Origin of the sequence: Arthrobacter woluwensis, assembly GCF_030816155.1 — a bacterium.
Taxonomy (GTDB): Bacteria; Actinomycetota; Actinomycetes; order Actinomycetales; family Micrococcaceae; genus Arthrobacter_E; species Arthrobacter_E woluwensis_A.
This window is the reverse complement of record NZ_JAUSXR010000001.1, coordinates 497,608-510,248: the sequence shown is the minus strand read 5'-3', so window position 1 is coordinate 510,248 and position 12,641 is coordinate 497,608. Positions and strand designations below refer to the sequence as shown.

10 protein-coding genes and 1 riboswitch are annotated in these 12,641 nt (G+C 69.2%); of the genes, 2 read left to right on the top strand and 8 right to left on the bottom strand.

The window, feature by feature from the left end; all coding sequences use genetic code 11:
• Positions 1-220: 220 nt before the first annotated feature.
• Positions 221-814, bottom strand: a complete 594-nt coding sequence (locus QFZ52_RS02330; RefSeq protein WP_307496016.1) for a LytR C-terminal domain-containing protein — start codon at positions 812-814, stop codon at positions 221-223.
• Between the two features lie 40 nt (positions 815-854).
• Complete coding sequence (locus QFZ52_RS02325; RefSeq protein WP_307496015.1) at positions 855-1,178, bottom strand: DUF3263 domain-containing protein; 324 nt, start codon at positions 1,176-1,178, stop codon at positions 855-857.
• A 76-nt stretch (positions 1,179-1,254) separates the two neighbouring features.
• Between QFZ52_RS02325 and QFZ52_RS02320 the strand changes: the two genes are divergently transcribed.
• Both QFZ52_RS02320 and QFZ52_RS02315 read left to right on the top strand, forming a co-directional pair.
• On the top strand, positions 1,255-2,076 hold the full coding sequence (locus QFZ52_RS02320) for a uracil-DNA glycosylase (RefSeq protein WP_307496014.1): 822 nt from the start codon (positions 1,255-1,257) through the stop codon (positions 2,074-2,076).
• Positions 2,077-2,124: 48 nt separating this feature from the next.
• Entirely contained in the window at positions 2,125-2,952 is an 828-nt protein-coding gene (locus QFZ52_RS02315; protein WP_307496013.1) for a siderophore-interacting protein, read from the top strand.
• Between the two features lie 94 nt (positions 2,953-3,046).
• On the opposite strand, the gene QFZ52_RS02310 is transcribed toward QFZ52_RS02315, so the two are convergent.
• The 6 genes from QFZ52_RS02310 to QFZ52_RS02285 form a co-directional block, all read right to left on the bottom strand.
• Entirely contained in the window at positions 3,047-4,426 is a 1,380-nt protein-coding gene (locus QFZ52_RS02310) for a threonine/serine ThrE exporter family protein (protein WP_373425693.1), read from the bottom strand.
• A gap of 556 nt (positions 4,427-4,982) precedes the next feature.
• Positions 4,983-6,056 carry a lipid II:glycine glycyltransferase FemX gene (locus tag QFZ52_RS02305; RefSeq protein WP_307498628.1) on the bottom strand — a complete coding sequence of 358 codons (1,074 nt, stop codon included), beginning with the start codon at positions 6,054-6,056 and terminating at the stop codon, positions 4,983-4,985.
• Positions 6,057-6,267: 211 nt separating this feature from the next.
• Positions 6,268-7,665, bottom strand: a complete 1,398-nt coding sequence (locus tag QFZ52_RS02300; RefSeq protein ID WP_307496012.1) for an L-serine ammonia-lyase — start codon at positions 7,663-7,665, stop codon at positions 6,268-6,270.
• 12 nt (positions 7,666-7,677) lie between these two features.
• Positions 7,678-8,802, bottom strand: coding sequence for a glycine cleavage system aminomethyltransferase GcvT (gene gcvT, locus QFZ52_RS02295; protein WP_307496011.1), 1,125 nt, complete (start codon positions 8,800-8,802; stop codon positions 7,678-7,680).
• Positions 8,803-8,835: 33 nt separating this feature from the next.
• Positions 8,836-11,724 carry an aminomethyl-transferring glycine dehydrogenase gene (gene gcvP, locus QFZ52_RS02290; RefSeq protein WP_307496010.1) on the bottom strand — a complete coding sequence of 963 codons (2,889 nt, stop codon included), beginning with the start codon at positions 11,722-11,724 and terminating at the stop codon, positions 8,836-8,838.
• A gap of 154 nt (positions 11,725-11,878) precedes the next feature.
• Positions 11,879-11,978, bottom strand: a riboswitch (glycine riboswitch).
• 98 nt (positions 11,979-12,076) lie between these two features.
• Complete coding sequence (locus tag QFZ52_RS02285; RefSeq protein ID WP_307496009.1) at positions 12,077-12,628, bottom strand: TetR/AcrR family transcriptional regulator; 552 nt, start codon at positions 12,626-12,628, stop codon at positions 12,077-12,079.
• Positions 12,629-12,641: the final 13 nt, after the last annotated feature.

The following is a 12,641-nucleotide window of genomic DNA, read 5'->3' as shown; positions in this document are numbered from 1 at the left end:
CGGGACCGCGTCGCTCCGCACCATCCGGCAGGGCGCGAGGGCCCCGGGTCCTGCGGAAGCAGCGTGTGACCTGCTCCGGCGTCCACGAACCGCACACCGGGAGCGCCGAGAGCGGCTCGGGTACGTCGGGAGCCGGTCAACGAGGCCGTTCACCCGACGGCGGCGGGAAAGGCCCGGCCGATGATGACCAGTGAGGACGATGGCCGCAGAAAGGGGTCGATCAGCCGGCGCCGGGGCCCAGGACCACGGCGAGCGGGTCCTGAAGGTTCGGGGCCAGCTCGACCCGGGCGATTCCCAGGGCGCCGGCCAGCTCGGTCGCCGAGGCTTTGAGGGTCTCGCCGCTGTAGAAGACCACCGAGCTCTGCTGGGCCACACCCTGCCAGTTGCCGACCGTTCCCAGGGTCCAGCCCGCCGCGGTGGCCTTGGCGCCGTAGCCGGCCGCGAGGCCCGCCGTCGTGGTGCCGTTGTAGATGGACACGGGGCGCGACTTGTCGACGGCGGCCGCGGTGGTGGGCGGAGCGGACGGGGTGGTCGCGCTCGGCGAGGTGGTCCGAGCAGAAGGCTTCGCCGACGGCTTGGCGGACGGCTTCGCCGAAGCGCTCGAGGAGGCGGACGGCGACGCCTTGGCCTCGGCGCGCGCTCCCATGGACGGGAAGGCGAAGTACGCCACGAGGCCGATCAGCAGGGCGACGACGCCGGACGCCAGCAGGGGACGCAGCGCGGCGCCGGCGGAGGCCCTGGCGACACGGTGCACCCCGCGGCGTTCGGTGCCTTCCGGCACATCATCGAATTCGTCCCGGGCGTATTTGGTCATCGAGGCGCGTCCTCACGGAGTGGCAGGTGGTCCTACAGGTTCACGCGCCGTTGCCCAGGCGACGAGCAGTCCTGGCCCGGTGGCGCGACGTACGTAGTCTACGCAATCTCTTGACGAGCATGGGGTCATGCGCCAGAGCGGCCTGGCTGTCGATGACCTGATTGAGCTGCTGGTAGTAATGCGTGGCGGAGAGATCGAACAGCTCACGAATGGCCTGTTCCTTGGCCCCGGAGTACTTCCACCAGGACCGTTCGAACTCGAGAATCCGCTGGTCACGCTCCGACAACCCGGGAACCGGCTGCGCACCGTCCGGGGATCCGGGGTGGGCCGGAACACCATCCGGCGACACTGCTGCCTCGGCCATGTTTCCTCCCTTCACCGTGCGTCCTTTCCATGATAGATCCGAAATCACAACGATGTCATTTGGCACAATCAAGGGTATGGACCAGCGCAGCTCTGCCCCCAGCCCCTTCGGTTCCCAGGAGGCCTTCGCCTTCCCCGGAGAGGAGACCGACCCGGGAGCCGTTGCGGGCGGGAGCGACTCCTTCCGGCGACTGGCCGACGGCGGCTGGGACGGCCTCGTGGAGAGCGGCGCCCTGCACCCGAGCTGGGCCGCGGCTCTCGCGGAGGAGGGACCCGTGGTCGGCGAAGTGATCCGGCGGCTCGCCGTCGAGGAAGAACGCGGCTCACGGATCCTCCCGCCGGCCCCTGCGCTCTTCACGGCCTTCCGGCGACCGCTTGATGACGTGAAGGTCCTCATCCTGGGCCAGGACCCTTATCCGACGCCGGGCCACGCCATGGGGCTGTCCTTCTCGGTCGCCCCGGACTGCCGCCCGGTGCCACGCAGCCTGGGCAACATCTTCCGGGAACTCCACGACGATCTGGGACTCCCCACACCGGCCCACGGCGATCTGAGCCGGTGGGCGGACCAGGGCGTCCTCCTCCTGAACCGGGTGCTCAGCGTCGAGGCCGGAAACGCCGGCTCGCATCGCCGGCGCGGCTGGGAGGAGTTCACGACGGCGGCGATCCGGGCCGTCGTCGCGCGCAGGACTCCCGACGGGAAGCACCGTCCCCTCGTGGCGGTCCTCTGGGGCCGCGACGCCGCGGGCGTCACCCCCTTGCTGGACGGCTGCCCGACAGTGAGCAGCGCCCATCCCAGCCCGCTTTCGGCGTCGCGTGGTTTCTTCGGTTCGCGACCCTTCAGCAAGGTCAACGCGCTGCTCGTGGAGCAAGGGGCGGACCCTGTCGACTGGAGCCTCTGACACCTGCTCGAGACCGGCCTGAGCAGGCCCTTAGGGTAGGCTCACCTCATGACTGAAACCCCCGCGCGCCGCCCGTCGAAGCCCTGGTGCACCCTCGAAGTGCTCCGTACCGAACGGGTCAGTGAACACATGGTGCGGGTGCATGCGGGAGGCCCGGGATTCGCCGGTTTCGTCCTGAACGACTTCACGGACCGCTATGTGAAGATCGCCTTTCCCCGCCCCGGCGTGACCTACCCGGATCCGTTCGACCCGGCCTGGGCGCAGGAGCACCTCTCCCCCGCGGAACAGCCCGTGACCCGGACCTACACGATCCGGCACGTGGACCTGGACGCACAGGAACTGTCGATCGACTTCGTGGTGCACGGTGACGAGGGGCTCGCGGGACCGTGGGCGGCCCGCGCGGTCCCTGGCGACCGGTTCACCTTCCGCGGACCGGGCGGCGGTTACTCCCCCAGCCCCGACGCCGACTGGCACCTCCTGCTGGGTGACGATTCGGCGCTGCCCGCCGTCTCGGCAGCCCTGGAAGCCCTGCCGGCCGATGCGCGCGGACTGGCCCTGATCGAAGTGGACACCGAGGCCGATGTCCAGGAGCTCACGGCGCCCGCCGGCGTCGAGCTCTCCTGGCAGTTCCGCCGTGGCGTGCCTGCCGGCGAGAGCACGGCACTGGTCGACGCCGTCTCCGCGCGCGAGTTCCCGGAGGGCAAGGTCCAGGCGTTCGTGCACGGAGAGCGCGGGCTGGTCAAGGCACTACGCGACGAACTGATCAAGAGGCGCGGCCTGGACCGCAAGGACGTGTCGATCTCCGGCTACTGGGCCTATGGCCGGGTCGAGGATCAGTTCCAGGCAGAGAAGAAGACGGAGATCGGCAAGATCTGACGCCCAAGGTCAATCGAGTGCTCCGTAGGACGCCGAAAACCCCCGGATTCCGGGGGTTTTCGGCGTCCTATGGAGCGATCGATGCGTGGAGGGGTCAGCGGCGGCGGGTCCTGCGGCGCTCGTTGCTGGACAGCCCGGACGTCAGCGGCCTGGCGAGACTGTCGCCGAGCACGATGCCCGCGGCGATCCCGAGCACCACGGCGACGGCGTTGAGCATGCCGCCCGCGCCGTTGAGGAAGTCGTCCCCGTTGATCGTCAGGGTGTACATGGACCGGAAGATCCGTAGACCCGGCAAGAGGATGAGCGCCGCCGGGACGGCGACCACCAGCTGAGGGGCGCCCATCCGCAGGGCCACCACGCGGGCGAGGAATCCGATCACTACGGCCGAGACCGCTGGTCCCATGCGGTCCCCCACGCCCACCTGGGCGATGCCCAGCAGCACGAAGTACCCGACGATCCCCACCGCCATAGTCGGGAGCACGAGCCGCACGGGCGACTGCTCCGTCACGGTGATCGCCACGAGAGACACCGCCACCAGGACCACCTGGAACCAGAAGTCGTACGCCGGAGGGAAGGTCGCCGTGACGTTGATGTCCGGCATGCCCGTGAGGTTCCCCGCCACGAACGCCACACCGATGCCGGACACGATCGCGCCGAATGTCAGCATGGCCGAGAGGAGACGCCCGGCGGCCGTCACGGGGAAGCCGTTGATCGCATCCTGCACCGCGGAGACCAGACGCCCTGTGGGCAGGAGCAGCAGAATACCGCCGGCCACCACGATCGAGGGTGCGATGTTCGCCCCGAACCGCCAGAGCAGCAGGGCCAGGAATGTCACGAAGAACGACGACGCCGCCGTGGCATAGAAGTCCGGGACTCGCCAGCGCGCCAGTTGCCGGGACACCAGATCCACTACGAGGGACGACACGAACGCGATCGACGAGGCCAGGAGGCCGCCGCCCAGGACGCCCACGAACGCGGCGGCGAACACGCCGAAGGCCAGCGTGACCATCCAGCGGGCGAAGGGCTTGGGCCGCTTGAGGATCTCGTCGAGCCGCTTATTGGCCTCCTTGCGGCTCACGCCACCCGCGGCGATGTCCGAAACGAGCTGATGCACCTCGGACAGCCCCGCGTAGTTGCTGGTCCAGGAGCGCACCACGCGGAGCAGCGTGATGGGGGTCTGATCCTTCGGGGCGTAGTTGATGGACACCGACTGATTGGTGATGTCCACCTCGACGTTCTTCAGCCCCAGCGCCGCCGTGACCGCGATGATGCTGGTCTCGACCTCGAGGGCGCCGGCTCCGTACCGGAACATCGTCTCGGCCAGGCGGAGCGCGAAGTCGATCGTCTTGCGCGCCGACTCGTCGACGCCGCCCACCCGGATGGTCGGGTTGGCGTACGGGCTTCCGGCCAGCCGGTCCACGATGCTCAGCGGGGCCGTCGGGGGCTGTTCGCCGCGCACGAGATTCCGCAGCATGCGCTTGGCCGAGGTGGTGGCGCGCAGTTCGGCCGGGGTCAGCGGTTCGGTCTTGGGCAGGCCGTCCGTGGTCGGCCGGGACTGCGCGGCCGCGCCCTTGCCGGGCCGTGTTCCGGACCGTGCGGGACCGGCGCCGCGGCCGGGGATACGCGCAGGAGTGCGGCCGGGCGTGCGGGGCGTGGAGGCGCCCGCGGCGGGCCGTGCCGGGACGGGGACGGGAATGCGTCCCGTGCCGGCGCTCTGAACGGGCGCTTTCGGGACGGGCACGTTCGGGGCAGGTGCGTTCGGGGCAGGTGCGTTCGGCACGGGCACGCGGGGCATCGGGCCCGCGGCGTCCAGGGGGCGGTCCGTGCGCGGACCGGACGACGACGGCGCGCCCTCCCCGGACTGCGCCGCACCCTCGGCGGGGCGCGGGTCGGCGGCGGGCGGCTGCGCGCCGTCGTCGTCGCCGCGGTGGGGGCTGGTGGCGGCGGACGTCGTCCTGGCGTCCGGATCGCTGCTGTGCGGCTCTCTGGCGTTCATGAGGACTCCCTGCGCTTCGGTGCCGCGGTGCGGCTCAGTAGAACTGCTGACCGGTGCGGCGGGTGTGGATCTGGCGGACCACCCGTTCACCGATCCTTGCCCACACTGTGTACTTCATGGGGCTGAGCACTTGGTCATAACAGCCCACGAAGTCCGTGACAGTCTTCGAGAAGCTGGTCTTGAACAGGCCGAGCCCGTAGTGCGGGTGCTCCGGGTCCTTGATGCTCGCCGCGGGCGGGGTGCCGCAGAGGTCGTATTCGGTGCAGCCGAGGGCCTTCATGTCGTTCATGGCCTGCCACTGGACCAAGTGCGAGTCACCGTACTGGTTGCGCTTCTGCAGCGACCCGCCGTCCTTGTACGTGCCCTTGTGGCCGTAATTGATGACGAAGGCTCCCACCGAAGGCACACCGTTTTCGTGGACGAAGTACAGGTGACCCTGCCCGCGCTCCATGAAACCGCCCCAGAACCGGCGGAAGTAGTCGTACTCGCGGGGCCGGACGGTGGCCTTGGTCTCGAGGGTGCCGTTCATGAGCGAGTACATCGTGCGGAAGTCGTCTTCCGTGGCGTCGCCCTGACGGACCTCGACGCCCTCGCGGAGGGCGCGGCGGACCGCGTTGCGGCCGCGGGAGGAGAAGCTCTTGAGGATGTCCTCGGTCTCCGGCGAGATGTCCAGGATGACCGTGTGGTCGTTGGGCTGCAGGTTCGGCATCTTCAGCGCGCCCAGGCCGTTGAGCACGGCTCGCGAGGTGTCGGTGGCCACGAGGTCCGGTTCGATCTTGATCGCGAAGACCCCGAGGCGCTCACGCTTCACGAACTCGGCGTTGGCGGTGAAGATGCCGGGAAGGTCCTGCACGCCGGACACATCCGGGCCCTTGATCATGTACCAGTAGCGGCCCAGGAGCGGGATGCGCTTCTCCAGCACCAGGTTGTAGCTGCTGTACTCCGCGCACTCGTGGACCACGTGCCGGATGTCCCAGCCGTAGTGCTTCTTGACCGACGCGTAAGCCTCGGACTGCAGCAGGTTGCCGCCGTTCGGGTTGGCCGTGACCAGCTCGTCCCAGCGCGCGATCTCATCGTCGGTGGCAAAGCGGGCGGTGAAGGTTCGCAAGGTCACGGCTTCCAATCCTGAGGTGGCTGAACGGCTGTCGTCAGTCTATCCGGCGACCCCTGTCCGGATGCTGTGGAACGGGTCTCAGAGCGCCGCCTGGAACGCCACAGGGCGGCGGGGATCCGCCGCCCTGTGGCAGTCCCGGAGCCTTGAGCTTTTCAGAGGTGATCTTGCTCCCAGGCGTGTCCCGGGAACGCCTGCAAAGGCGTCCTCAGCACTCCACGACGTTGACAGCGAGTCCGCCCAGCGCCGTCTCCTTGTACTTGGTGGACATGTCCTTGCCGGTCTCCCGCATCGTGATGATGACCTCGTCCAGGGACACCCGGTGCGTGCCGTCGCCCCAGAGCGCCATCTTGGTGGCGTTGATGGCCTTCGCCGCGGCGATGGCGTTGCGCTCGATGCACGGCACCTGAACCAGGCCGCCGATGGGATCGCAGGTCAGGCCCAGATTGTGCTCCATCGCGATCTCCGCTGCGTTCTCCACCTGCGCGGGAGTGCCGCCCATGACCTCGGCGAGTCCCGCCGCCGCCATGGAGGAGGCCGAACCGACCTCGCCCTGGCAGCCGACCTCGGCGCCGGAGATGGAGGCCTGCTCCTTGTAGAGCACGCCGACGGCGCCGGCGGCCAGCAGGAACCTGACCACCACGTCGTCCTTGTCCTGCTGCGTGGCGTTCTCCATGCCGGGCGCGTAGTTCAGCGCGTAGTACAGCACGGCCGGGATGATGCCCGCGGCGCCGTTGGTGGGCGCCGTGACGACGCGGCCGCCGCTCGCGTTCTCCTCGTTGACGGCCAGCGCCACGAGGTTGACCCACTCCTGCCAGTACTTGGGGTCGCGGTCCTTGTCCTCCTTGAGGAGGCGGTCGTGCCAGTCGGGAGCGCGACGGCGGACATTCAGGCCGCCAGGCAGCAGGCCTTCGCGGTGGATGCTTTTCTCGACGCACGCCTCCATGACGGCCCAGATCTTGAGCAGACCCTCGCGGATCTCCTCCTCCGTCCGGCTCGCCTTCTCATTGATGAGCATGATGTCGGAGATGCCCAGCCCCTTGCTGTGGCAGCGCCCGAGCAGCTCGGCGGCCGTGCGGAACGGCAGCGGAAGCTCCTTCTTGGACTCTTCCAGCTCCTGCTTCGCCTGCTGCTCCTCGCCCTCGCGGACGATGAACCCGCCGCCCACGGAGAAGAAGGTCGCCGCGTGGAGGATCTCGCCGTCGGCGTCCTTCACGGCGAACTTCATGCCGTTCGTGTGGCGCGGGAGCACGGTCAGCGGGTGCTGGATCATGTCCGCCACGCCGTAGTCGAGGCGCACCTCGCCGGCGAAGGTGACGGTGCCGCTCTCCTCGATCGCGGCGAGCCGCTCCTCCACCTCCTCCGGCAGGATCTTGTCCGGGTAGTAGCCCTCCAGGCCGAGGAGCACGGCGGTGAAGGTGCCGTGCCCGCGGCCGGTGGCTGCGAGGGAGCCGTAGAGGTCGACGGCGAGGCCTGCCACGCGGGGCAGCAGGCCGGCGTCGCGCACCTCCTGGGCGAAGACCGCGGCCGCCAGCATCGGCCCCACGGTATGGGAGCTGGACGGGCCCACGCCGATCTTGAAGAGCTCAAAAACACCAACGGCCACGGTTCTTACCGCCTAACGCTCACGCTTGTAGAAGGGCAGGGAGACCACTTCGAACGGTTCCGCCTTGCCGCGCAGATCGATGTCCAGCGCGGTGCCCGGTTCAGTGTAAGCCACATCCACGTAGGCCAGAGCCACCGGATATCCGAGGGTCGGGCTGGGCTGACCGGAGGTGACCTCACCCACCACGACGCCGTCTTTGAGGACGTCGTAGTGGCTGCGGCCGGCGCGGCGGCCCAGGCCCTTCAGACCCACCAGGCGGCGGCCCGAGGTGGTCCCCACGCCGTTCTCCTTGGCGGCTTCGAGGGCGGCGCGGCCGACGAAATCGCCGTCCTTGCTCTTGAGCGCGACCACGGGGCCGAGACCCGCGGCGAAGGGGGTGCCTTCCCGGGAGAGCTCGTTGCCGTAGAGCGGCATGCCGGCCTCGAGGCGGAGCGAGTCACGCGACGCCAGACCGGCCGGCACCAGACCGTGGCCCTCGCCGGCGGCCAGGAGCGCCTGCCACAGGGCCGGAGCGGACTCGTTGCCCACGAAGATCTCGAAGCCGTCCTCGCCCGTGTAGCCCGTGCGGGCCAGCAGGAGGGACTCGCCGTTGATGGTGACCTCGACGGCGGCGTAGTACTTCAGCCCGGTGACGGTCTCGTGCTCGTCCTCCGGCACCAGGGTGAGGAGGATCGCTTCCGCGTTCGGACCCTGAACCGCGATGAGGGAGATGTCGGCCGAGGCGTTCGTGACGGTGACGTCGAAGCCCTCGGCACGCTGCTGGAGCTCCTCGGCGACGACGGGTGCGTTGCCCGCGTTCGGCACCACGAGGAACTTCTCCTCGCCACGGCGGTAGACGATGAGGTCGTCGATGATCCCGCCGTCCTCCTGGCAGATCAGCGAGTACTTGGCCTTGCCCTCCGCGATCGCGGACAGCTTGCCCACCAGGGCGTAGTCCAGGAAGGCGCCCGCGCCGGGGCCCTCCACCCAGACCTCACCCATGTGGGAGAGGTCGAAGAGGCCGGCCGCCTGGCGGACGGCGTGGTGCTCCGCCAGCTCAGAACCGTACTTGAGCGGCATCTGCCAGCCGCCGAAGTCGGTGAACGAGGCGCCCAGTTTCTCGTGCTCGGCGTACAGGGCTGTGTGGTTCTCAGTCATGGAGTGGATGTCCTTCGGTCCTGTGCGGCGGGTTCAGTTCTCGAACGCTTCGATGGGCGGGCAGGAGCAGACCAGGTTGCGGTCCCCCGAGGCCCCGTCGATGCGTCCCACCGGCGGGAAGTACTTGTCCTGGCCGTGAGCGTGACCGGAGTGGTCCGGACGGGCCGGGAAGGCGGCCTGCTCGCGGCTGTACGAACGGTCCCACTCAGACGTCACGACGGCGGACGCCGTGTGCGGCGCGTGGCGCAACGGGCTGTCCTCGACACTGAAGTCACCGTTGCGGACCTGCTCGATCTCACCGCGGATGACGATCATGGCGTCGATGAAGCGGTCCAGCTCGCCCAGGTCCTCGGACTCGGTGGGCTCCACCATCAGGGTGCCGGCCACCGGGAACGCCAGGGTCGGCGCGTGGAAACCGAAGTCGATGAGGCGCTTGGCCACGTCCTCCGCGGTGACGCCGGTGTCGGCGGTCAGCTGACGGAGGTCCAGGATGCACTCGTGGGCCACGAGGCCGCCTTCGCCGGTGTAGAGGACAGGGAAGTGCTCGTCCAGGCGCTTGGCCACGTAGTTGGCCGCCAGGAGGGCGGACTTGGTGGCCTCGGTGAGACCGTCGCCGCCCATGAGGCGGATGTAGGCCCAGGAGATGGGCAGCACGCCGGCCGAGCCGAAGCGGCTCGCGGAGATCGGGGCGCCGCCGGCGCCGTTGGCCGGGTCCGCCGCGTTGCCGGGCATGAACGGCGCCAGGTGGGCGCGGGCCGCGACCGGTCCGACGCCGGGGCCGCCGCCGCCGTGCGGGATGCAGAACGTCTTGTGGAGGTTCAGGTGGGAGACGTCGCCGCCGAACTTGCCCGGCTGGGCGAGACCGACGAGGGCGTTCAGGTTGGCGCCGTCGATGTAGACCTGGCCGCCCGCCTCGTGCACGGCGTCGCAGATGTAGCGCACATCGGCGTCGTAGACACCATGGGTGGACGGGTAGGTGATCATGATGGCGGCGATCGCGTCGCGGTGCGCCTCGATCTTGGCCTTGAGGTCCTCGTGGTCGATCGTGCCGTCGGGCGCGGTGGCCACGACGACGACCTTCATGCCGGCCAGAACGGCGGAGGCCGCGTTGGTGCCGTGAGCCGAGGCGGGGATGAGGCAGATGTCGCGCTGCTGGTCGCCCCGGGAGTGGTGGTAGCCGCGGATGGCCAGCAGACCGGCCAGCTCACCCTGCGAACCGGCGTTCGGCTGGATGGAGACCTGGTCGTAGCCGGTGATCTCGGCGAGATCGGCTTCGAGGCCGTCGATCAGCTCACGCCAGCCGGCGGTCTGGGAATCCGGGGCGAACGGGTGGATGGAGGCGAACTCCGGCCAGGAGATGGCTTCCATCTCGGCGGTGGCGTTGAGCTTCATGGTGCAGGAGCCCAGCGGGATCATGGTGCGGTCCAGCGCCAGGTCGCGGTCCGAGAGGCGGCGGATGTAGCGCAGCATCTGGGTCTCGGAGCGGTGCGTGTTGAACACCGGGTGGGTCATGAACTCGGTGTTGCGGCGCAGGGCCAGCGGGTACTCGGCGCCGGAGGCCTCCACGGCGGACGCGTCCGCGCCGAAGAAGGACGCGACGGCGGTGACCGTCTCCGGCGTCGTGGTCTCGTCGAAGGAGACGCCCAGGGTGTCCGCGTCGATGGCGCGGAGGTTGTAGCCGGCTTTTTCTGCGGCCGCGAGGATTTCGGCGGCGCGGCCCGGGACGATGACCGTCACGGTGTCGAAGAATTCGGTGTTCGCGGTCTGCACACCGGCGGCGCGCAGGGCGGCGTCGAAGCGTGCGGCGTGGGCGCGGACCTGGGCGGCGATGGCCTTCAGACCGTCGGGGCCGTGGAAGACGCCGTACATCGAGGCGACGATCGCCAGAAGCGCCTGCGCGGTGCAGATGTTGGAGGTGGCCTTCTCGCGGCGGATGTGCTGCTCGCGGGTCTGGAGGGCCAGGCGGTAGGCCGGGGTGCCGGCGTCGTCCTTGGAGACGCCGACCAGACGGCCCGGCAGGGAGCGCTCGAGGCCCTTGCGGACGGCCATGTACGCGGCGTGCGGGCCGCCGAAGAACAGCGGGACGCCCAGGCGCTGAGCGCTGCCGACGGCGATGTCCGCGCCCTGCTCACCGGGAGGGGTGATGAGGGTGAGGGAGAGCAGATCGGCGGCGACGGTGACCATGGCGCCGCGTTCCTTGGCGGCGGCGATGACCGGTGCGTGGTCGAAGACCTTGCCGGAGACGCCGGGCTGCTGCAGGACGATGCCGTTGATGGCGCCCTCCGGGAGGCCTGCGGAGAGGTCCGCGACCTCGACCTCGAAGCCGAGGGCCTCGGCGCGGCCCTTCACGAGGGCGATGGTCTGCGGAAGGAGGTCGGCGTCGAGCACGGTCTTGCCGTCGGCGGCTTCCTTCGCCTTGTTGGCGCGGCGCATGAGCAGGACGGCTTCGACGACGGCGGTGCCTTCGTCCAGCAGGGAGGCGTTCGCGATGGGCAGGCCGACGAGGTCCTGGACCATGGTCTGGAAGTTCAGGAGCGCTTCGAGACGGCCCTGGGAGATCTCGGGCTGGTACGGGGTGTACGCGGTGTACCAGGCCGGCGCCTCGAGGATGTTCCGGCGGATCACGGCGGGCGTGACGGTGTCGTAGTAGCCCTGGCCGATGAGCTGGACGGCGGTCTTGTTGAGCGAGGCCAGACGGCGCAGCTCGGCGAGGACCTCGACCTCGGAAAGGGCCGGGCGCAGCGTGAGCGGGGTGGGCTGCTTGATGTCATCCGGGACCGCGGTGTTGACCAGGGCGTCGACCGAGCTGTAGCCCACGGCCTGCAGCATGGCGTCGATCTCGGTCTGACGGCGTGAGCCGATGTGGCGGTCCACGAAGCTGCCGGACTTCGCCAGATCAAGGACGGCGGAGGGATTCGTCACGAAGGAACTCCAGTGCTTGGCCGGCGAATGGTACGCCGGAACGGGTTGGGCTCCTCCCCGCTCTGTGTGGGACCTGAGAGTTTTCGTACCCACCGCAAAGGGCGGGCACCTGCACCGTCGGTGAGCCGGGTGACCGGCTGCTTTCCAGAGTTGCCTCGGCGCGGCGGTACGGGGGCCTGAGAGATTCCTGGGGAGGTTTTGCTCCTACGGCGCCTGCGTATTACCCGTTCGCAGGACTCTCCCGCCGCGGATCGATGGCTTATTCACTTGTGCGCGACCGCGGTGATAGCAGTCACAACGTCAATTGTCTCCCCTGCGGCCTGGGAGGGCAAACGGGCCGGGGCCCGCGGGCTCACATCTTGCCACGGACCAGCTCGAGCACCCGCAGGAGGCTCTGCACTTCGGCGTCGGTCTTGGCGCGGTCCATCTCCTGGCCGCCGCCGTTCTCCAGGACCGCATTGAAGTACAGCCCGTCGGACATGTACCGCACGGCCCGCGCCAGGTCCTCGCCGAGTTCCTCCGTGAGCACCTCGAGCCACTGCTTCTGGATTCTGGCGAAACGGCGCTGGGTCTCGGCGTGGGCCACTTCGGCGAGGCGGGTCGCCGCGACGAACGACCGGTCCAGAGGTCCACCGTCCCAGATGGCCTCCTTGATGAAGTAGACGCCGGCGCCTTCCGGAGCCGTCTTCATGGCTTCGATCTCCTCCTGGGCCAGGGTGTCGAAGCGGTCCAGAAGGGCGGCGACCAGCGCCTCCTTATTCGGGTAGTGGTACAGCAGACCGCCCTTGGAGACCCCGGCACGCGCAGCCACCGCATCCAGGGTGGCGCCCCGCTCCCCCACTTCGATCAGCATCGATTCGAAGGCGTCGAGGACGGCGTTCCTGGCTACGGGCTTTCGTGACATGGCTTCCATTCTG

What these genes read in the sequence shown, in the direction of transcription:
- QFZ52_RS02330 (WP_307496016.1), bottom strand. Translation starts at nt 814, where the DNA reads ATGACCAAATACGCCCGGGACGAATTCGATGATGTGCCGGAAGGCACC.
- QFZ52_RS02325 (WP_307496015.1), bottom strand. Translation starts at nt 1,178, where the DNA reads ATGGCCGAGGCAGCAGTGTCGCCGGATGGTGTTCCGGCCCACCCCGGA.
- QFZ52_RS02320 (WP_307496014.1), top strand. Translation starts at nt 1,255, where the DNA reads ATGGACCAGCGCAGCTCTGCCCCCAGCCCCTTCGGTTCCCAGGAGGCC.
- QFZ52_RS02315 (WP_307496013.1), top strand. Translation starts at nt 2,125, where the DNA reads ATGACTGAAACCCCCGCGCGCCGCCCGTCGAAGCCCTGGTGCACCCTC.
- QFZ52_RS02310 (WP_373425693.1), bottom strand. Translation starts at nt 4,426, where the DNA reads ATGCTGCGGAATCTCGTGCGCGGCGAACAGCCCCCGACGGCCCCGCTG.
- gcvT (WP_307496011.1), bottom strand. Translation starts at nt 8,802, where the DNA reads ATGACTGAGAACCACACAGCCCTGTACGCCGAGCACGAGAAACTGGGC.
- QFZ52_RS02285 (WP_307496009.1), bottom strand. Translation starts at nt 12,628, where the DNA reads ATGTCACGAAAGCCCGTAGCCAGGAACGCCGTCCTCGACGCCTTCGAA.